Genomic DNA, 25,654 nt, shown 5'->3' on the forward strand with positions numbered 1-25,654 from the left:
CTAGGGGGGGGCGATGCAGTAGAGTTAGGCTAACTCCGCCAAACATAATTCTTCATGGATTTGTTTACACCAGTCTTTGACTCGCTTCTCAGTCAATTCCGGTTGACGGTCTTCATCAATGCCCAAACCAACAAAGTGATTATCATCAGCCATACCCTTAGACGCTTCGAAGTCATAGCCTTCTGTTGGCCACTGACCGACTAAAATGGCACCTCTAGCTTCAACGATATCTCTGATCATGCCCATGGCGTCTAGGAAATACTCAGCATAGTCTTCTTGATCGCCACAACCAAAGATAGCAACCAACTTATCGGTGAAATCGACTTCCTCTAACTCGGGGAAAAAGTCATCCCAATCGCACTGGGCTTCGCCGTAATACCAGGTTGGAATACCAAAGAGTAACAAATCAAACTCTGCAATTTCTTCTTTACTGCTTTTGGCAATATCGTGCACATCTATCAGGCTTTTACCCAATTCTTTTTGGATCATTTTAGCAACATGTTCAGTGTTACCCGTGTCACTACCAAAAAATAAACCTACGCTTGCCATTCTATACTTCCTTCACTTAACCAATTCGGTATTTATACGCCACTGTTGGACCAAAAGACTTGTATAAGTCCTTTGGCCAAAAATCCAGCCGCACCGAGAAATAAAACTAAATAGACTACCGCTCTGCCCACCAGGGGCACATCATTCTTTTTGAGTACGTCGTGGATGGCATATCCCATTAGCGCAAAAAGTGCGACCAATGTTAGATTAAGCACTATAGTCTCAATCTGCTCATAATATTCAGCTAGCATGTGAATGCCTACTCCAAGAAAAAACGGCGAGAATATACCATTTTTTGTCGGTTAAGCCCACGGCTTTTTATCCATCTTTGTGTAAAAACTCGCGGACCAATCGATTAAACACCACGGGTTTTTCAGCATGTAGCCAATGTCCCGCAGAGCCGATGATTTTAGCATCACTGTTGGGAAACAAAGACACGATGGCGTCTCTATGATCAGATTTTATATAGTCAGAACGACCCCCCTTAATAAACAGCACAGGCCCATGAAAAACAGTATCACTTCGTATTGCAGCTGATAACTGTGCATAGTCCCGTTGCAACATCGCTAAGTTAAATCGCCAACTCCAACGCTCATTATGTTGATATAGACTTTTAGCCAGAAAAGCAGCAACACCCGACTCGGTTAATATATCTGACAATATTTGTGTGGCCTGCGCCCGAGACTCTATCTCATCAAGATTAACGGCGTTGAGCGCCTTGAATACATTTTGGTGTCTAGGGGAGTAATGAACAGGTGCAATATCAGCAACAATCAACTTTGATATCAAGTCACTGTGACTCAACGCTAGTGTCATAGCGACCTTACCCCCTAGGGAATGGCCTAGCAGGTTGACTGTGCCAATACCCAAACTGTTAATCAGTTCGGATATCTGTTGTGCATAACTTTCAAAAGAAAAAGTTTGACTAAATGCAGATCTGCCGTGATCAGGTAAATCAATATTGATAATATTGAAGGTGTCAGCTAGGCCTTTTTGGATCACTAGTAAATTATCTGAGTTGCCAAACAGCCCATGCAAAAGCACGAGATAGGGTTTGTTTTTGTCGCGACTAGATAACTGGTAATGTAACTGTGACATACAATCTCGTAAAGTTAAGGATCTTAGCGAACAGAATTCATCAGCCCGCAGTTAGATCTTCATTTAGATTATTTTAGATTTTAAAATCGTCTAAAGATTTTCCAGATTCAATTGCATGGGCAAATACTTTCGGCATACGACCAATACCCGTCCACTTAATTAATTCACCGTCAGCATTTTTAATCGAATATTTAATTGCTCTTTTTTTACCAACACCGCCAGATTTTTTAACCGGGTCGGATAAAAGTTGTAAGTCTTCAATATTCAAACCAGCACTTTTTATTTGTTTCTTAATCTCTGCAATTTTATCTAATTTAGCTTGGGCTGCTTTTTGTTCTTTTTGTTCTTTTTGAATTCTATTTTCAATGATCCTGTCTAATTTATTGACTACTGTCTTTAAATTTTGCACGGATAGACTATTGGTTGCTCCCTGTAATTTACGGCCATCCGTTAAAATATTAACAAAGTTTTTCATAGGTAATTGACTGCTCTTTATGTGTGGAAGTAGGCTTAATCTTAAGCAAAAAGCGTATATAAAAAAAGCGTATTTCTACGCTTTTTTTAAAATTGAACTTTACATGTTGGGATAATTCGGACCACCAGTACCTTCTGGGGTAACCCATATAATATTCTGACTGGGATCTTTAATATCACATGTCTTACAATGAACGCAATTTTGAGCGTTTATTTGCAAGCGTTTATCCCCTTCAGGGTTTTCAACAATTTCATACACACCTGCGGGACAATAGCGTTGTGCTGGCTCATCATATTTTGGTAAATTAATTTCTATAGGTACAGCATTATCAATTAGTTTTAAATGACAGGGTTGGTCTTCTTCATGATTTGTATTGGACAAAAATACAGAAGATAATTTATCAAAACTAATGATACCATCGGGTTTAGGGTAATCTATTTTAACCTGATTACCGGCTAAATCTAACGAGCCATAATCAGTACTGTCATCCGTAAGATTAAACAGTGGGCGGCCCCCTAAGATATTTTGTTCAAAGGTATTATAAGCCCCTCCCCAAAAGGTACCGAATTTGTGCATTGCAGGGCCAAAGTTTTTCGAACTGTAGAGTTCTTTATATAACCATGACTGTTCAAACTTTTCCGCATACGCCAACAAATCTTCACCAACCTTATCATTTTGCAAGGCTTCAAAAATGGTTTTTGCGGCTATTAAACCAGATTTCATTGCGGTGTGGTTACCTTTGATCTTGGCAAAATTAAGGGTTCCTGCATCACAACCTACTAAGATGCCGCCAGGGAATGTCATTTTAGGTAAGGAGTTGTAGCCACCTTTGGCAATTGCCCGAGCGCCATAAGCCACTCTTTTGCCACCCTCTAGATACTGTTTTAATACAGGATGGTGCTTGACTCGCTGGAACTCATCAAACGGGCTGAGGTGTGGATTTGCGTAATTTAGATCGATGATGATACCAACCAATACTTGATTATTTTCAGCATGATAAAGATAGCTTCCCCCAGAGGCATCGGATAACGGCCAGCCTGCTGTATGTACCACCAGACCTTCTTGGTGTTTAGCAGGATCTATATCCCAAATCTCTTTAAAGCCAATGCCATAATGTTGTGGCGATTTACCTTCATCTAATTTGAATTTTGAAATTAGCTGCTTACCTAAATGACCACGGCAGCCTTCAGCAAATACGGTATATTTCGCCCGCAACTCCATGCCTGGCATAAAACCGTCTTTTTGCTCTCCTGATTCACTGATACCCATGTCGCCGGTGATTACGCCGCCGACACTACCATCTTCATTATAAATAACCTCTGCTGCAGCAAAACCGGGGAACACTTCTACACCTAACTGCTCGGCTTGTTCCGCCAACCAGCGACATACGTTACCCATACTGACGATGTAATTACCTTGGTTATGCATGGTTTTTGGTGTCATGACATTAGGTAATTTTTTAGACGATGAGTCATTGTTCAGATAATAGATATGATCATCCGTTACCGGCGTATTCAGTGGCGCACCGCGCTCTTTCCAATCTGGAAATAATTCATCTAATGCTTTGGGTTCAAACACTGCACCAGAGAGTATGTGTGCTCCTACTTCTGAGCCTTTTTCGACTACACAAACCATTAATTCTTGTTGATTTTGCTGCGCAAGCTGCATGATCTTACAGGCGGTAGAGAGTCCAGCTGGGCCAGCGCCGACTATTACGACGTCAAAATCCATCGATTCACGTTCCACAGGTTTATCCTCTTATAGTTATCTATTAATTAAAGAAATATATACTTGAGCTACTATCACCAAGAGTTACCAATAAACTCCGCTAATATTCAGAATTCATATAGTAGTATGTACCTCAAGTCCGCGTTTATAATGCTGCGGATAAATTAAGTTTTAACCTTTACAATCAATTAGATATATTGTCTGGTAAGCGCCTGGTTGACGTTGCTAATCGACTCAGTAAAGGTCCAGTTTGGAGCAACACTACCATACAAAAAACTAAGCTGAAATGGATTTTGTATCCTATGTTTTGTAGGCTATTGTTGGCAGTGTGAAATTGGCAGAAAGGGTAGTGCTGGTTGACGCTCACGTCAACAGCCAGTAAATTTACGCCAACCTGAGAATGTGTAGTCAGTTTACGCATTGAAGTACATTCGACACTTAATATCCGATAGAGGTAAACATGAAAATTTTAGTGCCGGTAAAACGCGCCATAGATTACAACGTAAAGGTACGTGTTAAAGCGGACAACACCGCAGTAGATTTGACCAATGCCAAAATGTCTATTAACCCTTTTTGTGAAATCGCAGTAGAAGAAGCGGTAAGACTTAAAGAAAAAGGCATAGCGACAGAAATCGTGGTGGTTTCAATTGGCGACAAGGCTTGCCAGGAGCAGATACGAACTGCGCTTGCTTTGGGTGCTGACCGTGGAATTCAAATCGATACGGCAGAGAACTTAGATTCGTTACAAGTGGCGAAAATCCTCAGTAAGGTTGTTGAGCAAGAGCAGCCCGGATTGGTGATCTTAGGTAAACAGTCTATTGATTCAGATAATAATCAGACAGGACAAATGCTTGCAGCGTTAACCGGTGTGCCGCAAGGTACTTTTGCATCAGAAGTAGTGGTTACGGATGGTAAAGTGCAAGTGACCCGTGAAATTGACGGTGGTTTGCAGACCGTAGAGCTTTCTCTACCGGCTGTTGTGACTACAGATTTGCGTCTTAACGAACCTCGTTATGCAACTTTACCTAACATCATGAAAGCTAAACGCAAACCGTTGGAAGTGAAACCAGCTGAAGAGTACGGGGTTAACCTTAGCTCTAACGTTAAAGTCCTTAAAGTCGAGGCTCCTGCTCAGCGTAAAGGCGGCGTTAAGGTGGCGGATGTAGCAGAACTTGTGGAAAAATTAAAAACAGAAGCGAAGGTGATCTAATGGCCGTATTAGTATATGCAGAACATGATAATCAACATTTAAAATCAGAAACCCATAAACTTGTCCATGCTGCGAGCCAAATGGACTCAGATGTGCACGTATTAGTCGCAGGTCATAACTGCGCTGACATTGCTAAACAGGCCGCAGCCATCTCTGGCGTTAGCAAAGTATTATTAGCAGACAACGGTGTTTATGAGCATCAACTTGCAGAAAATATTGCCGACTTGGTGGTAGATTTGGCCGGTGGCTATAGCCATATCACAGCAGCGGCTACGACAACTGGCAAAAATTTCATGCCGCGAGTTGCAGCCTTGTTAGATGTAGCACAAATATCTGATGTGATTGGTGTTGTAAGCGCAGATACCTTTGTACGTCCAATCTATGCAGGAAACGCCATCGCGACTGTACAAAGTAGTGATGTCAAGAAAGTACTTACTGTAAGAGCATCTGCCTTTGATGCAGCGCAAGAAAGCGGTTCGGCGCTAGTTGAAAATGTTGATGATGTTAAAAACTCAGATAAGTCCAGTTTTGTCAGCGCAGAATTGACGGTTTCCGAGCGCCCTGAATTGACTGCTGCTGAGGTGATAATCTCTGGTGGGAGAGGGATGCAAAATGGCGAAAACTTCAAGTTACTTGAGGGTATTGCAGATAAATTGGGTGCGGCCATTGGTGCCTCTCGTGCTGCGGTAGATGCAGGCTTCGTTCCTAACGATATGCAAGTAGGACAAACCGGTAAAATCGTTGCACCTCAATTATATATCGCTGTGGGCATATCTGGCGCCATTCAGCATCTCGCTGGAATGAAAGATTCGAAAGTCATTGTTGCTATCAACAAAGATGAAGAAGCCCCTATATTCCAGGTAGCCGATTACGGTCTAGTCGGCGATTTGTTTGATGTGTTACCAGAGCTAGAAGCTGCACTATCCTAGTCTAGTCAAATGTATGAATTTAATAAGCAGTCTATTAGGGCTGCTTTTTTATTATTTAAACCAGCGACAGGGACGGCTCGATTCAGCATATTTAAACGTTGACGTTAAGCAGCCCTACTTACTTCTTCGTCGATATAGCAGAGCAATCGTCATCAATTACCGATGACGGGCAATCGGTGAGAGTTTGGCACACTGATTATTCAGGCAAAGGCGTGAACCTTTGCCCGATGCAATGATTATAACCAGTTGTTTAGGCAGAAGATGCCGCACGGGTTATTAAACTGACACTACTGAATTGTCGTCGAAAGATACGGGTGAGGTGATATAAGCATCTGCATGCCAATCATTTTCCCACTCATGGTCGTCCAACAGGTAACGAAATTGATATTCTGCACCTTTAGGCAAATCAATGGTTGACGAAAACCCACCATTTTTTAATTTTTTCATCGGTGAAGCAGATAAATTCCATTCATTGAAGTCTCCTACAACACGCACTTTCTGTGCGTTTTTGGCTTCTTCTTTGGATAATTTGAAGGTAACCTTGCAAACAGGTTTGGATTTTAGATAAGTTTTTTTGAAGCTCATAAGCTCCTCCTTAGTGATGGTAATAATATTACATGGTGTGGTCAATAATACAGCGTTTTTAGCCCTGCTGTCATTGTTAATGTAATTAAATTACAGAATATCAAGTGCTAATTATCCTTCTTGTTGCTCAGGTTTTGGGCATTCAATGCTCATATTCTAAGATTGTGCACCTTAACGGTGAGGAACCGATATTATAAGGATAGACGATAAGCCTTTTATTGCCTAAGCTAACAATAGTTGATTATTGTGCAAAATTTGTTCCGCCGTTAGCTTGTTGAAAATATCCTATTGAGCTTTGAAACCTCTTGAAACACTTTTTATTGTATTGTTACAAGCCATAAGTTAAACATCCTCGTAAACTACATGCAGCAAAACGTTCAAGGACAAACCGTGGCTAGTAAAACAACAAAAATAATTCTTCCTCTAGTAATTGTGGCAATAGCAGTTGTTATATTGGTGCTGTTAGTCGGTAGTAAAAAACCTCCCGAGCAAGCCGCAAAGCCAAAAACTGCTTTTTTAGTGCAAGTGGAGGCAGCGCAACTACAAGATCTCAATTTTATTGTTAAATCTCAGGGCAGTGTTCAACCCAAAGTTGAGACTAAGTTAAGTGCTCAAGTCAGCGGTAAAGTTGAATGGGTGTCCGATAATTTTATTGAAGGAGGCTTCTTCAATAAAGGTGATGTATTGGTTCGTTTGGAAAAATTCGATTACGCCACTGAGTTGAAATTAGCCGAAGCTGAGCTAGCTCGAGCCCAAGCGGCATTAGAGGAAGAAATAGCCCGTGGTAAAGTAGCAGAACAAGAGTGGCGTTCGGTAAAAAATAGCATAGCGCCAGAATTAGGTTTGCGTAAACCACAACTTGCCACTGAGAAAGCAAATGTTATTGCTGCTCAGGCGCAGCTAGCTAGGGCAGAGCGCAACTTACAAAGAACTATGATCACAGCGCCCTATGATGGCTTGGTAAAGTCTAAGCAAGTTGATTTAGGTCAATTTGTCCCTGTGGGGGCTGAAATAGGTCATGTGTACGCAACTGATGTAGCCGAAGTTAGAATGCCAATGAGTGACAATGATCTAGCTTTTATGCAAGACACATCTAGGGGCAGTGTAGCAGCTGATGTGACACTTTCTGCTAATGTCGCTGGGCGACAAACCCAATGGATGGGTAAATTAGTTAGAGATGAAGGCATTCTGGATGAACAACGTCGGGTTATTTATGCGGTGGCTGAAATTGAAGACCCTTATATGCGCCTTAGTGATCAGCAACAAACCACCCTTAAATTCGGTCGTTTTGTACAAACTGAAATTATTGGCCAGCGAGGCGAGGGATTAGTTATTTTACCGCGCCAAGTTTTACGCCTAGATGGCACTATCTTAACCGTCGATAAAGACAGAACACTGAGGATCAAAAGTGTAGATGTGCTGCGCAGTGACAATAATAATGTATATATACGTAGCGGTATAAAAGCCGGCGAATGGGTAGTGACTAGTGCCGTGCCCAACCCATTCGATGGAATGAGAGTTAGGTTGCCCGGCGAAAAAGGCGACATTTCAGATATCGACAAACAAGATGAAAGCAATACCCAAATCGATATTTCGGGAGATAACTAATGAGCCACATCGATACTGAAAAAGGGCTGATAGCCTGGTTTGCTAGAAACAGTGTCGCGGCTAACCTGTTAATGTGGATATTGATTTTTGGCGGTATTCTAGCTAGTTACACTATTCATAAACAGGTTTTCCCAAACTTCACCTTTAATAATATCGTAGTGCGAGTTCCTTACTTGGGTGCGGCTCCCCAAGAAGTTGAAGAAGGGGTCGTTAGAAAAATTGAAGAGGCGATTAAAGATATCGAGGGGATCAAAAAAATCACCTCAACCGCGGTCGAAGGAATGGCAACGGTAAATGTTGAGATTGAAGAAGAATATGACGTTCAACTTGCACTAGATGAAATAAAGGTCCAGGTCGACGCCATCCCCAGCTTTCCTGCCAATACTGAAAAGCCAATAGTGTATCGTCAAAAAGCTACTCAAGATGTCCTTTGGGTGTCTATTTATGGCGATGCATCAGAGCGTGAACTAAAGGAGTTCGCCAAACAGATGCGGGATGAAATCGCGAACCTCCCTGGCTTATCCGCGGTGCAAGTGATAGGCGCGCGAGACTATGAAGTTTCAATAGAGATATCAGAAGCCAAGCTACAGGAATATAGCCTCACTTTTTCCGAATTGGTGAACGCAGTTAGACGCTCATCAATCGATCTACCTGGTGGCTCTATTCGATCGGAAAATGGCGACATATTGTTGCGTGCCAAGGGACAAGCCTATAATGCCTATGACTTTTATCATTTGGTTTTATTGACCAGAACCGATGGCACCAGATTGGTATTAGGCGATATCGCTACGATTCGTGATGGTTTTGTAGAAGATAACAATTACGCGTTATTCGATGGTAAGCCAGCGGTTAACCTTCAGATCCAAGCTGTAGGTGATCAAAATGCGTTAAAGATTTCCGAAGCTGTTAATGCATATTTAGATAACACAAGAGCTGACTTACCCGGCAACATTAAGGCAGATACCTGGGGAGACAGTTCGTTCTATTTGGCTGACCGACTGAGTATGATGCTGACCAATATGTTTTTTGGGGCACTGTTAGTTTTCTTAGTCTTGTCACTATTTTTAAAACTACGCTTAGCCGCGTGGGTTATGGTCGGGTTACCGGTTTGCTTTTTAGGTGCCTTGCTAGTGATGCAAGCAGAAGTTTTCAACATATCTATTAATATGATCAGCCTGTTTGGCTTCATACTAGTGCTGGGTATTGTGGTCGATGACGCGATCATAATGGGGGAATCAGCTTACTCTGAAATTAGTCAAAAAGGTCATAATGCTGAAAATGTTATCCGTGGAGTGAAGCGGGTAGCGATGCCAGCCACCTTTGGTGTGTTAACTACCATCGCAGCTTTTACGCCAATGCTAATGGTGCCTGGTACCTTTGGAGTGATCTGGAAAACCATAGGTTGGGTTGTCATCATATGCTTGATTTTTTCCTTAATAGAATCAAAATTAATTCTGCCTGCGCATTTGGTTCATATGAAAGACAAACCATATGACCCAAGTAAAGCTAATGCCCTACAACGCTTCAGAGATTTCTTCAGCGAAGGTATCAAGCGCTTTATAGACCGCAAATATGCGCCATTTTTAGCTAAAGTGATCCGCAATCGATATACTACTTTAGCCTGCTTCTTTGGAATATTGATCATCACCATAGGTCTGTTTATGGGAGGGATTGTTCGTTTTGTGTTTTTCCCAAATATTCCCAGTGATTTCATTATGGGGACGGTTGAAACCGAAGCGGGCTCATCGATTGTGCATCGTGATAAAGCGATAGATTCGTTGTTAATTGCATTGGAAGAAATGGATGAATCTTTTAAAAACGAATATGGTCAGCCAGTGGTCAAACATTCAATTGCATTTAATCAGGGCAACTTAGGTGGCCAAGTATTTGTTGAGTTGAGTAAAGGTGAAACCAGAGAGTTTGATGCCTTTGCAATTCAACAACGGTGGCGGGATTATATGCCTGAAATCGCGGGCCTGAGAAAGATAGACATTGGCTCTCCCGGAGGCCCTGGCGGTGGTGCGGATCTGACCTTTGAGTTCAGTGGCAAGAACCTCGATGAGTTGAAACAAGCTACTGATAAGTTAAAGCTTCATCTACAAAGCTTCGATGGGGTGGCTGATGTTAATGATACTTTTAGTGGGGGCAGCGACGAAATTAGACTCAGTATCAAACCACAGGCAGAAGCCCTTGGATTGAGTTTAGATACTTTGGCGACGCAGGTTCGTTATGGCTTCTACGGTGCAGAAGCACAACGGATCCAGCGCGGCGATGAAGAAGTTAAAGTTATGGTGCGCTACCCCAAAGAGCAGCGCAGTTCAGTAGGGCATTTGGAAAATATGCGCATCAGAACAGCAGACAATCAAGAAATACCTTTCTCGGAGGTCGCTGATATAGAATTAGCACAGGGTTATGGGTCTATTGTCAGGGTCGATGGCAATCGCTCTATTACTGTCACGGCCAAAGCGGATAAGAGCAAAATTGATCCGCAGGAAGTGGCCAGCAATGTCGAGAAAAATTTTATTCCTGGTCTGTTGCAGCAGCATCCCAGCGTAGAATTTCGTCTGGAGGGTGCCTCTAAAGAGCAAGGCGACGCGTTATTTAGTTTACTGCAAGGATTTTTATTTGCGCTCTTTGCTATCTATGCTCTGATGGCCATACCGCTAAAATCTTATTCACAACCCTTTATCATTATGTCAGTGATCCCCTTTGGCATCGTGGGGGCAATATTCGGTCATTTGCTGTTGGGTCATGCCGTTAGTGTACTCTCTATATGTGGGATCATTGCACTTACCGGTGTGGTGGTGAACGATAGTCTCATATTGGTTGATTTTGTTAATCGCGCTCGAGCGGAAGGTCACCCTCTAATCGATGCAGTCATACAATCGGGTAGAGAACGCTTCCGGGCCATAGTATTGACTTCGTTAACCACTTTCATGGGCTTGATGCCGATAGTCTTCGAAAAAAGTTTACAAGCACAGATTGTTATTCCTATGGCGATATCTTTGGCATTTGGAATTTTATTCGCAACCGTAATTACCTTGTTGCTGGTGCCGTCACTTTATTTAATATTGGACGACTTTAAATCGCTGTTTAGATCTAAGAAATCTACTGGTAAATTCGATAGTAATTATGCTTTTGATGATGGTTCAAGTGATTAAATTGTCAGTGATTTTTACATCTATTGGAAATGCTAGGTTTGGGTGAAATTAACCCATTGAAATATAGATACATTATTTTTGCGGCATGATTTATGCTGATGTTCTAGCATTGATATGATTAATGTGATTAACTGCCTGATTAATACAATGGCGACAGTTGGAGTACCACAATGAAAAAATTGCTACTTGCTTTAGGGTTATTAAGCGCTTCGTTAACTGCGAACGCGACATTAGTTGGCACCGAGGTCAGCTGTAACATTGAACCTTCAGCCATATATTTTTGTCACCAACCGACTGAAACGGTTGCTGAAGGTGCTGCAGAGTTCTTTATTGATAGCTTGTTTTCATCTGAATTCGCCCTCGATTTTGATGCAACATCGCTGCAAATTGAATATTTAGGCATTGAGCTGTTAGCAGAAGCAGGTGAGTTTTTAAGCTTAACTATTATGCCTGGTCTGTTTGATTCTTTAGCCTTTAATGTGGTTTCTGGTGTGACTGGAGTGGAGTTGTCTGATTTCTCATTTGATGGAGAAACCTTAGAATTCGATTTCAACAACACACTGTGGTCTGAAGGATCTGTTGTGATAATTGATCTTATCGAAAATGCTGGACCAGATCCTGTACCTATGCCGAATGCACCCACTGCATTATTAATGCTGGCAGGTTTAGTTGGCCTAAGACGCTTGGCTAAAAAATAGAGTTCATTGTTTGATTAAATCCCGCACAGGTTGTGGGATTTTTTTTGCCTGAATGGGGTCAGAGTCTGAGGGATCCCCACGAATATTCAATCATTAAAATTGTCTGCTATCATAGTTCTGATATTTAATGCAGCAGTTTCAAATTGCTCGCTGAGCAATTTGAAATGCTTATCTACGAAGCCTCTCAATCCTAAATAGTGAAACGATAATACTCGTCTAACCTTAACTGTGTTCGCTTGATAGCGACGGTGTAAACCAGCCGTGAACATTGCTAGACCTATAATGTTGGCCAGAATACTGGCAAGTGTAGCGATAAGGATGAGTACTGCAATGCGGTGTATACATCGGCTTTTATGGTGTTCAAAACCCAATCCAAATAAACTGCTTTTGATATCTCTAAACTCTTCTTCAATTTGCATACGCAGTCGATAAATAGCGACTATTTTTTTACCTAAACTTTTGGTGCGAGGAAGTGATGTGGCAATTAACCAAGGGTCTGTAGCACCTCTTGCATGGACCTTGGAACACTTAGATTGGCGGGCAATGTTATGTTGCGTTAAGCTATGTCGGCCTTTGCTTTTTCCTTTAAATAACACCAAGGTACATGCTAAAGGTTGGCTGCGGCAAATATGGCTAGTAAACCCTATAGGTTGACTGGTAGCTCGCTTATATAACTCAGAGGTATGCTCCCAGTCTTCTTTTTGATTAACATACATCATAGGCTTGCGGACTCTTCCTGCAAAGTCCCACCCCAGAGCAATGACCTCTTTAAACCAAGGGGTTTTATAGCCAGCATCTGTCACAATTATCGGTTTAGCATCGTCATCGATAATCGTCTTTAATTTTGCTAAAAACGCCTTGTGCGTGCACCGTTTTTCTTTCGTGCTCATATCATGAACTTCTTGATAAATAGCCACTCCTCGGCCATTAAAAGCTACCGAAGCCCTTAGCAAAAAACAGCCTTTATGCGTATCTAATAAGTCAGACCAGTCAATCAGAATAATAGGGCGTGATGAAGCATTCGTATATTGCGTATAGATGGCTTGATAGATAGGTAATTGTTCATTAATAATGTGTTTATTAGACAACAAGCGGTCCGCTTGTTTAATGCGATGTTTTTCATATGCTGAAGATGAAATACCGCGTCCCATGCTGGTAACACTGGCTTTAGCTCCATTTAGCAAACTGCTCACACAACTCGTTAATGACGCTCGTCTAACTTTATGCATTTTGGGCGTGACAGCTCTAAGGAACTTCTTCAAAATAACAACTTCATTCATGGTATTGGTCTTTAGTGATGTTTGGCGATTGATCTGATCACCAAGTACCGTGAATGTTCCAAATTATTTTAAATTACTTCTCTGTTTATTTCGTGGGGATACCTCAGACACTGACCCCAAGTTAATTCAGCGGCATAAAAAAGGCGACACCTAAAGGGTATCGCCTTTATCTGCTCGTAATGATTATAAGCTTAAAAGAAGCTTATTTTACCTTCGATTCCGAAAATTCTAGGTTGATTTACAATCCCTGTCAGGTTGTTGAAATCAATTGCCCCTTTAACATTTTCTTCGTCAGTAATGTTGCGGCCAAACAATGCTATGGTGTAATTATGTTGATAGTTTTCATAACCAATTCTTAGACCACCTTCCATATTGTTATCAGTTTTGAATTCCACCGAGTCATATAAGAACAAGCTTGTTTCACCTTGGAATGCCCAATCAGTGAATGCAAAAAACTCCCCATCATCACCCATAGGCACAGCGTAGCGGGCGGTGAATGTGAATATTGTTTCTGGCGCTTGTGGGAATGGGTTGCCATCAATACTAACTCGATTACCCGGTAAGCTTGGATCTAATACAGTACAATTTGGACCAAACTCAGCACTGGCACCACACGGCAGTACGCTTAGTGAGTCATCTTTTATTTCGGTGTTATTGTAACTGTAGCCAGCAGTAAGGGTTAGATAGTCACTGGCAAGATACTGAGCATCAATTTCAAAACCATATCCAACACCTTTATCAGCGTTAATTAAGGCTGTATTGTTGGCCGCGCCACCAATAGCTGAGAATTGAATATCGTCGATTTGATAATAAAACATAGCCGCATTTAGACGTAAGGTGTCATTTAATAAATCTGACTTAAATCCTACTTCAAAGGAATTAATGGTTTCTGCATCAGCGACCGAAGGAGCCCCTTCAAAGGCAACATCACGGCCCTGTATAGTTTGAGCACGGAAACCATTGGCTAAGCGAGTAAATACAGAGGTATCTGAGTTAACTTTATAATTAGCGCTTAATTCCCAGCTAAGTTGTCCATCGTCGACATTTATATCGTCATAATCTTGGATAGAAGCTGCGCCAATAACTAATGCAAATCCATTCACGTTTTGTTGACCAACTACTAGCGTTTTATCATCTTTGGTATAGCGCAAGCCACCAGTAACATTTAAACGATCGTTAATTTCATAGGACGTTTGACCAAATACTGCCCAAGTAGTGTTTTCGTGATACACAGTTGTCGCACCATAGAAGCCATCGATGCTAGTCACATTGAATGAAGAATCGTAGTAGAAGGCACCCACTTGCCAACTTAGCGGATCGTTAGTTTGACTGGCCAGACGAATTTCCTGGGTGTATTGAACCAAGTCGTCTAATTTATCTTGTGTCACTGCACTAAATGCAATAAAACCAGGGTAGGTGGTTTCAGTTGTTCCGTCACCGTTTATATCTGCAGGCTCACTTAACGTTACGCCACCATCAATATCACCGAGACTGTATCCTTCGGCTTGTTCGTGGGCAGTAATAGACGTCAAAGACATGTCGCCCAAATCAAACTCAAGTTTCAATGAAAAACCATAGTTTTCATATTCTTGTGGATTGTTATCAGCACCATTACCGTCAATATCGCCATCATAATAGACTAGATCACGGTCGAAGTTTGCATTTAAATCGTTGCTACCTTTGGTGAATATATTGGCGCGAAACATTGAAGATGTGGCGTTTAATTCTCGGCCATGGACACTTAACAATGCAGAAATATCATCTGTTGGAGTGAAGAGTAATTGCCCACGCCACGCTTTTTCATCGAATCCACCCATTGCATCGGCTTGGCCGGTGTATGCATTGTCTATCCAGTCATCTCGGTCTTGAGATAATACTGAGAAACGTCCGGCTAGATTATCGGCTAATGAGCCACCAACGGCTGCTTCAAGATTCATTGTACCTAAATTACCCACACCTAATTTCACATAAGCGTCGAAGTCATCTCGCGGTTTGACTGAATCAAATTTGACAATGCCTGCTGTGGTATTGCGACCAAATAAGGTGCCTTGGGGGCCACGAATAACTTCAACTTGTGCGATATCAAACAGTGGGAAGCTCTTGAGTATTACGTTTTCTTTAACGATGTCATCCATCACTATGGATACAGGTTGTGAAGCGGCTAAATCAAAATCAGTATTCCCCAAGCCTCTTATATAAAAACGTGGCGCAACTCTGCCGTTTGAAGATTCAGCATACAAACCGGGCACACGAACAGCTAATGCCATTATATCTTCACCGCCGGCAAACATACTTTCAAATTGCTCGCCACTTAAAGTCGCGATTGAAATAGGGACTTCTTGAATACTTTGTGTGCGTTTTTGAGCGGTGACTGTGATTTGCTCTAATTCCCGTTCATGTTTTTGTGCAGCTTTATTTTCTTGAGCAACTGCAACCTGGCCAAATAGGGCCGTTTGGACACAAAGTGCCAAAGCCGCTTTTTTTATCGTTTTCATATTTTCACCGAAAAGTAGGATAATATTAGTTGTGTGTTCGCTTCACCCATAAATTACTCATGGGCGATTTGCATCCTGTATAATAAGCGTCTTGTAAAAAGTAGAAAGGCAAGCTACTTGTAGGTTAAGTGTAAGATTTTGTTGTATAAAAAGCAAATTTGACAGGTCAAAAATAGCTATTTAAATGCGTTGGGTATGTCATTGTCTAGCTTAGTCGACCAATCTGCTATTAACGAATGAACTTCTTACGGTATTGGCTTGGAGAAAGTCCGGTAACTGATTTAAATAAACGGGTAAATGAGCTGAGATCTTCATATCCTACCAATCCAGTGATAGTTTCTAATGAGTGACTCTCAGTTTCTAATAGTTTTTTGGCAGCCTCCACCCGAATGGATTGTAAATAGGAAAAAGGGGTTTGTTCAGTGGCAATTTTAAAACGGCGCAACAAAGTTCTAGTGGTTAAGCTCACCTGTTCAGCGAGTTTATTCAGAGTAATTACCTGATAATAATGGTTCTCTAACCATTCTTGAACCACTAACACCTCGCTATCTTGATGGTATTTTTTACTGCGCAATTGGGCATATGCCGCTTGATTGCCGCGGGATAGATCCAGTACATGGGCTTTAGCTGTATCTGTGGCAACGTCGTGACCACAGTACCTTTCTATTAGTAACAGTGCTAGGTCAAACCAGGCCATACCACCACCAGAACAGTACAAATTGCCATCTTGGGTAATAAGTTGATTAGGTTGTAGCTTCACCTGCGGATAACGCTGGCTAAACAGGTCTGCGTAGCCCCAATGGGTAGTGGCTGTGCGCTCGTTGAGTATACCAGCCTCAGCAAGGAAAAATGCACCACTACAATTACTCGCTATGTCCGCCCCAGCACGGTAAAAATGTTGAATAAATGGCAATAGATTGCGGTTGTTATCTAATACATTCTCCACTTTGCCGCCAATTGTCGGAATGATAAGTAGATCTGTAGTGTTTACATCCTCTATAGCTATATGACTTTTTAAGGTAAGTTGATTAATACATTCAATATCTTTTCCTCCCACAGAGGCAAGCTGTACAGAAAAACGTTGTTGTGGAGGTAAGCCTTGCATTCGCTGGCAAGTTACTCCAGCCAAAGCGAATAAATCTAAAGCGCCAGTAATGGCACTGGCGTAGGCCTGAGAGTAGCCTAGTATAGTTACTGTATTCATAGCGCTGCGTTATATAAATTGTAGTTTTAGGACTTTATCACATTTGTGAATGTGTGGCGATATAGACCATAAATATGTCAATAATGACAATTAGTCTAGCTGACCAAATATGTGATGCTAATTGTTGAATTGTTGCGAGGAACGAACAAATGAATCAACACTTATTGCACCCTAAAGAATTACCTTTTCAATTATATGAACTGCTCAACACCGAAGAGTTGTTGGATAGAGAACGTTTCCAAGAGCATAACAAAGACACCTTTGATGCGATATTAGCTACTGCGGATAAAATTGCGACAGATAAGTTTGCTAACCATAATGCTAAAGCTGATGCCAATGAGCCAAAATTCGACGGTACTACGGTACACATGATACCCGAAGTAAAAGAAGCCTTTGACGCCTATTGTCAAGCGGGTTTTATGGCTGGGCGCTTTGATTTCAATGTCGGAGGCATGCAACTTCCTGAATCTATTATGATGGCCTGTTCGGGTTATTTTATGGCAGCTAATCCCTCTACCGCAGGTTATCCATTTTTAACTGTGGCAGCGGCTAACGTAATCAACAATTTTGCGGTTGATGAGTTAAAAGACAAATTCGTCGAGCGCATGTTGACGGGGGAGTTTACTGGCACCATGGCGCTAACTGAGCCCCATGCAGGCTCCTCTTTAGCAGATATCAGAACCAGTGCAGTCAAAACCCAAGATGGAAGTTACCGTCTAAAGGGCAGCAAACTATATATATCAGCGGGGGAGCATCAGTTATCGGACAATATAGTTCACCTAGTGTTGGCTAAGATCCAAGGTGCACCTGCGGGTGTGAAAGGCATTTCGTTGTTTGTAGTACCTAAATATCGCCTTAATGAACAAGGCGAACCAGATAAACGAAATGATGTGGCATTGGCTGGTTTAATTCATAAAATGGGCTATCGAGGCACGACTTCTACTGCATTAAGCTTTGGTGAAAACGATGATTGCCATGGTTATATCGTTGGCGAAGAGCATCATGGCCTTAAGTATATGTTCCTGATGATGAATGAAGCCCGCATCGGTGTAGGCTTTGGCGCAGCGATGATTGGCTATAGTGGTTACCAGTATTCACTGGCCTACGCAAAAGACCGTACACAAGGCAGGCTGCCACCGAATAACAAACCCACTGACCCGGCTACTGAAATTATTAATCACGGTGACGTGAAGCGCATGTTACTGGCGCAGAAATCTTACGTCGAAGGGGCCATGTCCCTTTGTTTGTATGCCGCCAGATTAGTCGATGACATTAATAGTGCTGAATCATCTGAGCAAAAACAGCAAACGGAAGAACTATTAGACTTACTCACTCCCATTGCGAAGGCTTGGCCATCGGAATTTGGTGTTAAGGCCAATGATTTAGCCATTCAAGTATTAGGCGGAGCAGGTTATACCCGTGAATATCCAGTGGAACAATGTTGGAGAGATAACCGTCTGAATCCAATTCATGAGGGGACCAACGGAATACAAGCGCTTGATTTACTAACGCGAAAATTATGGCAGGCTAAAGGTGCGGGTTTGAGGGTATTGAATAAGCGCATCGCCGATGACTTTGGATTAGCGACCGGATCTGAATGTCAAAAAATGATTAACACTACGTTGCCGTATCTTGGTCAATTAGGTGAACTGATCCCCATGCTAGGACAGGCGATTCAAACAGATAAGTTAGCCAATGTTTTAACCAATGCACATTGCTTTATGAACGTATTTTCAAGTGTGGTTATGAGCTGGATATGGATCCGTCAAGCCAATGCAGCTGAACAGGCATTACAACATTGCAGTTCAGCCGATAAAGCTTTCTATTTGGGTAAAATCCAAGCGGCAAAATATTACGTAAACTGGGAGTTGCCTTTAATACAGCGCGATATCACCCTGTTAAAAGAATTCGATCAAAGTTGTTCAGACATGCAACCTGAATGGTTTTAATTGCAACAGATAGGAAAAATGAATATGCAAAGTAGACAGTATTTACTCGCCTCAAGACCAATTGGAACGCCGAACAGCGAAAATTGGAATTTTGTGAAAACTGATTTGCCGCCGTTAGGGGCAAATCAGATAAAAGTGAAAGTACTTTATATTTCACTGGACCCGGCTATGCGAGGTTGGATGAATGAAGGCAAATCTTATATTCCCCCCGTTGGGATTGGAGAGGTGATGCGAGCCGGTGGCGTCGGCCAAGTGACTGAATCAACCGATCCCAAATTTAAAGTCGGCGACAACGTCTATGGTACTTTTGGGGTGTGCGATTACGCCGTTGTCTCTACTCAAGGTATCCACAAGGTTGATGCAAACTTAGCGCCATTAGAGCGCTATTTAGGGGTACTTGGAATGCCTGGTATGACCGCTTACTTTGGCCTTCTGGATACCGGCAAACCTAAGGCTGGAGAAACCGTTGTAGTGTCCGGTGCTGCGGGAGCGGTAGGTACGGTAGTTGGTCAAATTGCAAAAATCAAAGGATGTCGCGTAGTTGGCATCGCTGGCGGCGAAGAAAAATGTAAATACCTAGTAGATGAACTGGGGTTTGATGCAGCAATTGATTATAAAAATAGCGATGTAAAACAAGGTCTGAAAGAGCATTGTCCAAAGGGCGTTGACGTGTTTTTCGACAATGTCGGCGGTGATATTCTTGATGATGTGTTAACTCGAATCAATATGAAGGCCCGCATCGTTATTTGTGGGGCGATTAGCCAATACAATAATACTACCCCGGTAAAAGGCCCTTCTAATTACCTAACCCTTTTGGTTAATCGAGCTAAGATGGAAGGGATAGTCGTGTTTGATAATATTGATAACTACGGAAAATCAGCGGCCGAAATGGCGGGCTGGATCGGGGAAGGTAAATTGATCGCCAAAGAGCATATAGTTGAAGGGCTAGAGACCTTTCCAGATACACTTTTGATGTTGTTCCGCGGTGAGAATTTTGGCAAGTTGGTAATTAAAGTGGACCATCAAAAATGATAGCAGCAGATGTAACAGCAAAACATATTGTCATTACCGGCGGGGCTTCAGGTATTGGTGCTGAGACTGCTAGATTACTGGCTAGTAGAGGCGCTAAAGTAAGCATTGGTGACAGAAATATTGAGTTAGGCCAACAGGTTGCTCGAGAACTTACAGAGCTTGGTTATTCTGCACAGTTTACCGTGGTAGACGTCACGGATGTAGATTCTGTGAACGAGTTTTATAGACAAGCAGTAAACCATTTTGGTGACATGCATGTGGCATTAAACAATGCTGGGGTAGACCACAACCCCGCTCGCATGCTGGATGTCCCTGATGAAGAATTTCACCGGAATATTGCAGTCAATTTAACCGGCGTCTGGTATTGCATGAAGCAAGCCCTGCATTATATGACCCAATCCGGCGGCGGACATATTATTAATTTAGCCTCTATTGCGGGAACTTCTGGTGCACCGATGATTTCTGCATACGGTGCAGCCAAGCATGGCGTCATAGGTTTAACCAAGTCTGTAGCTATTGAATATGCACGGTCTAACATACGTGTCAATGCGGTCTGCCCAAGCTTTGTCAAAACCCCGATGGTAGAGCACGTCATGTCTGGCTTAAATGACAAACAGAAAGCGTCTTTGATAAACGCCAATCCAATGAAGCGTCTGGGCGAACCACATGAAATAGCAGGAGCGATTGCTTGGCTATGTAGTGATGAATCCAGCTTTATGACTGGGCATTCTGTGGTCTTAGACGGTGGCTTAACCGCATAACAAAAATTGAATAGGAAATTAAAAATGAATAAAAATTTGTTTGATCTGACTGGTAAAGTTGCGCTTGTTACCGGCGCGAGTAGGGGGATTGGCGAGTCGATTGCTAGATTACTAGCTGCCTACGGCGCTGAGGTGATCGTTTCGAGTCGTAAAATTGATGGCTGTGAAGCGGTGGCTAACAGTATTAATGAGCAAGGTGGAAAAGCCCATGCTTTGGCCTGCCACGTTGGTGAAATGGCACAAATAAAACAAACCTTTGAGCACATAAAAGAAAAGTTTGGGCGCTTGGATATTCTAGTTAATAACGCTGCGGCGAATCCCTACTTCGGTCATATTTTGGATACCGATTTAGCTGCATTTGATAAAACTGTTGACGTAAATATTCGAGGTTATTTTTTCATGTCAATTGAGGCTGGTAAAATAATGAAAGAGCAGGGCGGTGGCGTGATATTGAACACCGCTTCGGTTAATGCCCTTTCTCCTGGAGATATGCAAGGCATTTATTCCATCAGTAAAGCTGCCGTAGTCAGTATGACAAAATCATTCGCCAAAGAATGTGGGAATTTAAATATAAGAGTGAATGCTTTATTGCCAGGTTTAACTGATACCAAGTTTGCATCGGCGTTAACAAGTAACGAGAACATCTTGAAGCAGGCATTAAAGATCATTCCCCTTGGTCGAGTGGCTGAACCTGATGAAATGGCTGGAACGGTATTGTATTTAGTGTCAGATGCGTCAAGTTATACGACCGGAACTACCGTCGTGGTAGACGGCGGAATGATGGCTTAAGGTTTTTCACTAGCCTATTGAATCACCCTGTTCCGGCAAGTTACGAACGGGGTTCCATTTATGTAGCGCTGAGATAGAAATCAAGGCCAAGGATGGTTGCAGTTAAATATCCTTGGTCTTGACAGATACAATGGGCTGTTTAGCTATTGGATTTTGTCGACAAAAGCGATTGCATCACCGATATAGTTTTCAGGGGTGATACGTTTTAATTGTTGTTTTACTTCTTCTGGCACGTCCAGCTTATCGATAAATTCAGCTATCCCTTGCTGATTAATCTTTTTACCACGGGTCAGTTCTTTCAGTTTTTCATAGGGCTCTTCGATACCGTAGCGGCGCATTACGGTTTGAATTGGCTCCGCTAATAATTCCCAATTGTTGTTCAGCTCATTAGCTAGGCTCTGCTCATTGACTTGTAATTTACTGATACCTTTGAGGGTAGATTCATAGGCAATAACTGAATATCCCATACCCACACCTAGATTGCGCAATACGGTCGAATCTGTCAAATCCCGCTGCCACCTTGAAATAGGCAGTTTGGCCGCCAAATGATTAAACATTGCATTGGCTAAACCCAAATTCCCCTCTGAGTTTTCAAAGTCTATAGGGTTAACCTTATGGGGCATGGTAGAGGAGCCGATCTCACCTGCAATGGTCTTTTGCTTGAAATGACCAAGGGCAATGTAGCCCCACACATCTCTGTCGAAATCGATAAGGATAGTATTAAAGCGAGCTAAAGCATCGAAAAGCTCTGCGATGTAGTCGTGTGGTTCTATTTGAGTAGTGTACTCGTTCCAATCGATCCCCAATGAGCAAACGAATTCATTGGCAAATTGATTCCAGTCGAGATCCGGATAAGCCGATATATGGGCATTGTAATTACCTACAGCACCGTTAATTTTGCCTAGAATGGCAACATTATTGACTTGTTGTCTTTGGCGCAGTAACCGCTGCATTACATTGGCCATTTCCTTACCCATGGTAGTGGGAGATGCCGGCTGTCCATGAGTTCTAGCCATCATAGGGATGGACTTATATTCAATCGCTAACCGCTTTAATTCTGCTATTATTTTGTCACAGTAAGGTAAAATAACCTGCTCACGGGCATCATTTAACATCAGGGCATGTGACAAATTGTTGATATCTTCCGAGGTACAAGCAAAATGGATGAACTCACTTACCGCATTGAGCTCTGGGTTACCCTTGACTTGTTCTTTGAGGAAATACTCAACTGCTTTAACATCATGATTGGTTCTTCTCTCAATCTGTTTGATACGCAACGCATGTTCTTCACTGAAGTCACTCGCAATGCTATTGAGTAATGTCATCGCACTTTCCGAAAAAGGTGGGACTTCGATAATCTCGGGGTGCTCTGCTAGCTTTTGCAACCAACGTACTTCAACCAATACTCGATATTTGAGTAAGCCATATTCACTGAAATAATGTCTTAGTGCTTTGCTTTTTTCGCCATAACGGCCATCAACGGGCGAAACTGCAGTAAGTGCAGATAATTCCATGAAAAACTCCTATATAGAATGTTGCGTAAGTTGTTGCAGTTCCAGAGCGCTGGCTACAATTTTCTTGCGATTAAATAAAATTTGACGGCGTTGGCCACCCAGTTGGCGCCATAGCACGGCCGCGCGCACCCCAGCCAATAATAGGGCTCTAATTTTGTGTTGAGTACCAGTTTGTTTCAATAATGAAGGCGTACCGGCTACTTGTATTTTAGCGCCTAGTGGGCTGACCACATCAACATAAACACTGGCCAGATTGCTTACCATTTGATCTTCAAACAAACTCACATGCTGCACTTGACGCTGTATTTGTGTCATTCTTTGCGACAATTCTTGCATCTTTTTGGGATGTTTTTTGAGCTTTCGTTCAAGGCCAAGAATGCTAGCGATGTAGCGGGTGATTTCAGCATCTTTTTCGATTGGCGCGCTACCAAGTTGGCTGATCAACGTATTAAAGCCAACTCGTAGGTTGTTAACTTCACCAAATACCGCAAGGGTACTTTCCGGCTCGGTTAGGATTATACTGTTTAAACTTGCTTCAAATTCTTGTTGCGGAACGTTACCTTTGCGGGCAATCATTTGTACCAGTGCTGCTGCTTGACAAACACCTGCAAGAGCAATGTTTTTTTCCATTTCAGTGTTCATTCAATTACCGTAAATAACGTTCAATTATGCCGCCACCTAAACACTCGTCGGCTTGATAGAAAACAGCAGATTGGCCAGGTGTGACAGCTTTTTGGGGAGCATCAAATAGGACTCTTACACTATTATTCTCAGTGGGTACCAGTTTACATGGAATGTCTTGTTGACGATATCGGGTCTTCACCATACAGTTTATTTCTCCAGTTGGCCCTTTGCGATCAACCCAGTGAAGTTGATTCGCAATTAAGCCATCTGAATATAAAGCTGGATGATCCGCTCCTTGACCGACGATGAGTACGTTGCGCGCGACATCTTTATCGACCACGTACCATGGCGCCTCACCAAACTCTTTCAAACCACCAATATGCAAGCCTTTGCGTTGACCTAAGGTATGATACATTAACCCTTCATGCTCCCCTATGGGTAATCCCTCAGAGGTTTCAATGATGCCAGGCTGAGCGGGTAAATATTGCGCCAAAAAGTCTTTGAATTTGCGTTCACCGATGAAGCATATGCCAGTGCTATCTTTTTTATCATGGGTGATTAAGCCTTGCTGCTCGGCAATTTCCCTTACTCTAGGTTTTTCTATGTCACCCACCGGGAACAAGGTTTTGGCAATATGCTCTTCGCCTAGGGTATACAGGAAATAACTCTGATCTTTATTGTGATCATCGCCTCTTAACAGCTTCCAATGTCCATCAACAAATGCTCTTTTAACATAATGCCCGGTGGCAATATAATCTGCGCCTAAATCTTCGGCGGCAAATTCTAGAAAGGCTTTGAATTTGATTTCTTTATTACACATGATATCAGGGTTGGGTGTACGTCCCGCTTTGTATTCCGCCAAAAAGTATTCAAACACATTGTCCCAATACTCGGCTGCAAAGTTGATCGTATGTAATTCTATGCCAAGCTTATCAGCAACTGCTTGTGCATCTGCCAAATCTTCTGCTGCAGCACAATATTCGTCATTGTCGTCTTCTTCCCAGTTTTTCATAAACAGGCCTTCGACCTGATATCCTTGCTCTAAAAGCAAATATGCAGAAACGGATGAATCAACCCCCCCAGACATACCAACAATGACTTTTTTGTTAGCGTTTTGTAAAGCAGATGTAGAGATAATGTCGGACATATTTCCCGAGTTTTAAGTGGTAGTAAATTGGGTGCCAAGTCTAGCAAATTAAACTACTTTATTAAACTAATCCCTGTCATTAAGCTGATTAGAAATAATCGGGAATAAAGAAAATTGAGAAACCAACTAGGAAGCTTGTCGAAGCCCTCTTTGCAACAGGGTTAATCAACTACACGATATTCACCGCTGTCCAGTCCATCTAGCGTCCAGGAGCCGATTCGGTAGCGTATTAGTCGAAGCGTAGGAAAGCCTACCGCAGCGGTCATTCGGCGTACCTGCCGATTACGGCCTTCGGTAATGGTTAACGAAATCCAGCTTGTAGGTATTTCTGCGCGAAATCTTACTGGCGGTGTACGAGGCCAAACTTGAGGCGGTTCGATGATACTAGCTTTAGCCGGTAAGGTTTTGCCATCTTTCAATACAACACCGTTTTGTAATTGTTCTATTTGAAGTTGGGTAATTTGCCCATCTACTTGAACCCAATAGGTTTTACTGGTCTTGTTGCGGGGATCGGCAATCTTATGTTGTAATTTACCATCATTGGTTAAAACTAATAATCCTTCACTGTCTCTATCTAAGCGCCCAGCGGCATAAACCTGGGGGATATCAATATAATCTTTTAAGGTTTTACGGCCCTCTTGATCGGTAAACTGGGTCAACACATTAAAGGGTTTGTTAAACAACAAAGTGGTCGTACTAGCTGGTCTAGGGGGCTTGGTAGCGGCAGTTCTACGGGGCCTTTGCATTTTTTGTCAGACCTTTTTATGATTAGCGAGGGACATTACTGGTAATAAGAGTTTACCCCATATATTATTGAA

At 42.4% G+C, this 25,654-nt stretch carries 22 protein-coding genes; 9 read left to right on the top strand and 13 right to left on the bottom strand.

Annotated features, from left to right (window positions below):
* Positions 1-24: 24 nt before the first annotated feature.
* From fldA to QR722_RS08535, 5 genes are all read right to left on the bottom strand, one after another.
* Positions 25-549: a flavodoxin FldA gene (gene fldA, locus QR722_RS08515; protein ID WP_286287122.1), complete on the bottom strand. Its 525-nt coding sequence runs from the start codon at positions 547-549 to the stop codon at positions 25-27.
* Positions 550-581: 32 nt separating this feature from the next.
* A complete protein-coding gene (locus QR722_RS08520) occupies positions 582-800 on the bottom strand; it encodes a DUF2788 domain-containing protein (RefSeq protein WP_286287123.1) in 219 nt (72 codons plus the stop codon).
* Positions 801-867: 67 nt separating this feature from the next.
* On the bottom strand, positions 868-1,647 hold the full coding sequence (locus tag QR722_RS08525; protein WP_286287126.1) for an alpha/beta fold hydrolase: 780 nt from the start codon (positions 1,645-1,647) through the stop codon (positions 868-870).
* 73 nt (positions 1,648-1,720) lie between these two features.
* Positions 1,721-2,122, bottom strand: coding sequence for an H-NS histone family protein (locus tag QR722_RS08530; protein WP_286287128.1), 402 nt, complete (start codon positions 2,120-2,122; stop codon positions 1,721-1,723).
* A gap of 99 nt (positions 2,123-2,221) precedes the next feature.
* Positions 2,222-3,868: an electron transfer flavoprotein-ubiquinone oxidoreductase gene (locus QR722_RS08535; RefSeq protein WP_286287130.1), complete on the bottom strand. Its 1,647-nt coding sequence runs from the start codon at positions 3,866-3,868 to the stop codon at positions 2,222-2,224.
* Positions 3,869-4,310: 442 nt separating this feature from the next.
* On the opposite strand from QR722_RS08535, the gene QR722_RS08540 reads away from it, so the two are divergent.
* The gene (locus tag QR722_RS08540; RefSeq protein ID WP_286287132.1) at positions 4,311-5,060 is read left to right on the top strand and encodes an electron transfer flavoprotein subunit beta/FixA family protein; all 750 of its coding nucleotides are present in this window, start codon (positions 4,311-4,313) and stop codon (positions 5,058-5,060) included.
* A complete protein-coding gene (locus tag QR722_RS08545) occupies positions 5,060-5,989 on the top strand; it encodes an electron transfer flavoprotein subunit alpha/FixB family protein (RefSeq protein WP_286287134.1) in 930 nt (309 codons plus the stop codon). The genes QR722_RS08540 and QR722_RS08545 overlap by 1 nt, the downstream gene beginning before the upstream one ends.
* Before the next feature lie 276 nt (positions 5,990-6,265).
* On the opposite strand, the gene QR722_RS08550 is transcribed toward QR722_RS08545, so the two are convergent.
* The gene (locus QR722_RS08550; RefSeq protein WP_286287136.1) at positions 6,266-6,574 is read right to left on the bottom strand and encodes an isoamylase early set domain-containing protein; all 309 of its coding nucleotides are present in this window, start codon (positions 6,572-6,574) and stop codon (positions 6,266-6,268) included.
* A 390-nt stretch (positions 6,575-6,964) separates the two neighbouring features.
* Between QR722_RS08550 and QR722_RS08555 the strand changes: the two genes are divergently transcribed.
* From QR722_RS08555 to QR722_RS08565, 3 genes are all read left to right on the top strand, one after another.
* Positions 6,965-8,182, top strand: a complete 1,218-nt coding sequence (locus tag QR722_RS08555; RefSeq protein WP_286287138.1) for an efflux RND transporter periplasmic adaptor subunit — start codon at positions 6,965-6,967, stop codon at positions 8,180-8,182.
* Positions 8,182-11,343 carry an efflux RND transporter permease subunit gene (locus tag QR722_RS08560; protein ID WP_286287139.1) on the top strand — a complete coding sequence of 1,054 codons (3,162 nt, stop codon included), beginning with the start codon at positions 8,182-8,184 and terminating at the stop codon, positions 11,341-11,343. The genes QR722_RS08555 and QR722_RS08560 overlap by 1 nt, the downstream gene beginning before the upstream one ends.
* A 170-nt stretch (positions 11,344-11,513) precedes the next feature.
* Complete coding sequence (locus QR722_RS08565; protein WP_286287141.1) at positions 11,514-12,041, top strand: hypothetical protein; 528 nt, start codon at positions 11,514-11,516, stop codon at positions 12,039-12,041.
* 86 nt (positions 12,042-12,127) lie between these two features.
* Here the strand turns inward: QR722_RS08565 and QR722_RS08570 are convergent, their stop codons facing one another.
* From QR722_RS08570 to QR722_RS08580, 3 genes are all read right to left on the bottom strand, one after another.
* On the bottom strand, positions 12,128-13,321 hold the full coding sequence (locus QR722_RS08570; protein ID WP_286287143.1) for an IS4 family transposase: 1,194 nt from the start codon (positions 13,319-13,321) through the stop codon (positions 12,128-12,130).
* 191 nt (positions 13,322-13,512) lie between these two features.
* A complete protein-coding gene (locus QR722_RS08575) occupies positions 13,513-15,816 on the bottom strand; it encodes a TonB-dependent receptor (protein WP_286287145.1) in 2,304 nt (767 codons plus the stop codon).
* A gap of 229 nt (positions 15,817-16,045) precedes the next feature.
* The gene (locus tag QR722_RS08580) at positions 16,046-17,020 is read right to left on the bottom strand and encodes a GlxA family transcriptional regulator (RefSeq protein WP_286287147.1); all 975 of its coding nucleotides are present in this window, start codon (positions 17,018-17,020) and stop codon (positions 16,046-16,048) included.
* Positions 17,021-17,169: 149 nt separating this feature from the next.
* Here QR722_RS08580 and QR722_RS08585 point away from each other — a divergent pair, with 149 nt between their 5' ends.
* Genes QR722_RS08585 through QR722_RS08600 form a run of 4 tightly spaced genes read left to right on the top strand, consistent with a single transcriptional unit; the run spans position 17,170 to position 21,551 of the window.
* Complete coding sequence (locus QR722_RS08585) at positions 17,170-18,969, top strand: acyl-CoA dehydrogenase (RefSeq protein ID WP_286287149.1); 1,800 nt, start codon at positions 17,170-17,172, stop codon at positions 18,967-18,969.
* Positions 18,970-18,993: 24 nt separating this feature from the next.
* Positions 18,994-20,001: an NADP-dependent oxidoreductase gene (locus QR722_RS08590; protein WP_286287150.1), complete on the top strand. Its 1,008-nt coding sequence runs from the start codon at positions 18,994-18,996 to the stop codon at positions 19,999-20,001.
* On the top strand, positions 19,998-20,762 hold the full coding sequence (locus QR722_RS08595) for an SDR family NAD(P)-dependent oxidoreductase (RefSeq protein WP_286287153.1): 765 nt from the start codon (positions 19,998-20,000) through the stop codon (positions 20,760-20,762). Before QR722_RS08590 ends, QR722_RS08595 begins: the two co-directional genes overlap by 4 nt.
* Before the next feature lie 24 nt (positions 20,763-20,786).
* Positions 20,787-21,551 (top strand): SDR family oxidoreductase, encoded by a 765-nt coding sequence (locus QR722_RS08600; protein WP_286287155.1) that lies wholly within the window; start codon positions 20,787-20,789, stop codon positions 21,549-21,551.
* Positions 21,552-21,694: 143 nt separating this feature from the next.
* Here QR722_RS08600 and purB read toward each other — a convergent pair whose 3' ends face one another.
* From purB to QR722_RS08620, 4 genes are all read right to left on the bottom strand, one after another.
* Positions 21,695-23,065, bottom strand: a complete 1,371-nt coding sequence (gene purB / locus QR722_RS08605; protein WP_286287157.1) for an adenylosuccinate lyase — start codon at positions 23,063-23,065, stop codon at positions 21,695-21,697.
* A gap of 9 nt (positions 23,066-23,074) precedes the next feature.
* A complete protein-coding gene (gene hflD / locus QR722_RS08610) occupies positions 23,075-23,707 on the bottom strand; it encodes a high frequency lysogenization protein HflD (RefSeq protein ID WP_286287158.1) in 633 nt (210 codons plus the stop codon).
* Positions 23,708-23,711: 4 nt separating this feature from the next.
* Positions 23,712-24,836, bottom strand: coding sequence for a tRNA 2-thiouridine(34) synthase MnmA (gene mnmA, locus QR722_RS08615; RefSeq protein ID WP_286287160.1), 1,125 nt, complete (start codon positions 24,834-24,836; stop codon positions 23,712-23,714).
* Between the two features lie 161 nt (positions 24,837-24,997).
* Positions 24,998-25,582 carry an rRNA large subunit pseudouridine synthase E gene (locus QR722_RS08620; protein ID WP_286287162.1) on the bottom strand — a complete coding sequence of 195 codons (585 nt, stop codon included), beginning with the start codon at positions 25,580-25,582 and terminating at the stop codon, positions 24,998-25,000.
* Positions 25,583-25,654 lie beyond the last annotated feature (72 nt).

The sequence above is a fragment of the Aliiglaciecola sp. LCG003 genome, from assembly GCF_030316135.1.
GTDB lineage: Bacteria > Pseudomonadota > Gammaproteobacteria > Enterobacterales > Alteromonadaceae > Aliiglaciecola.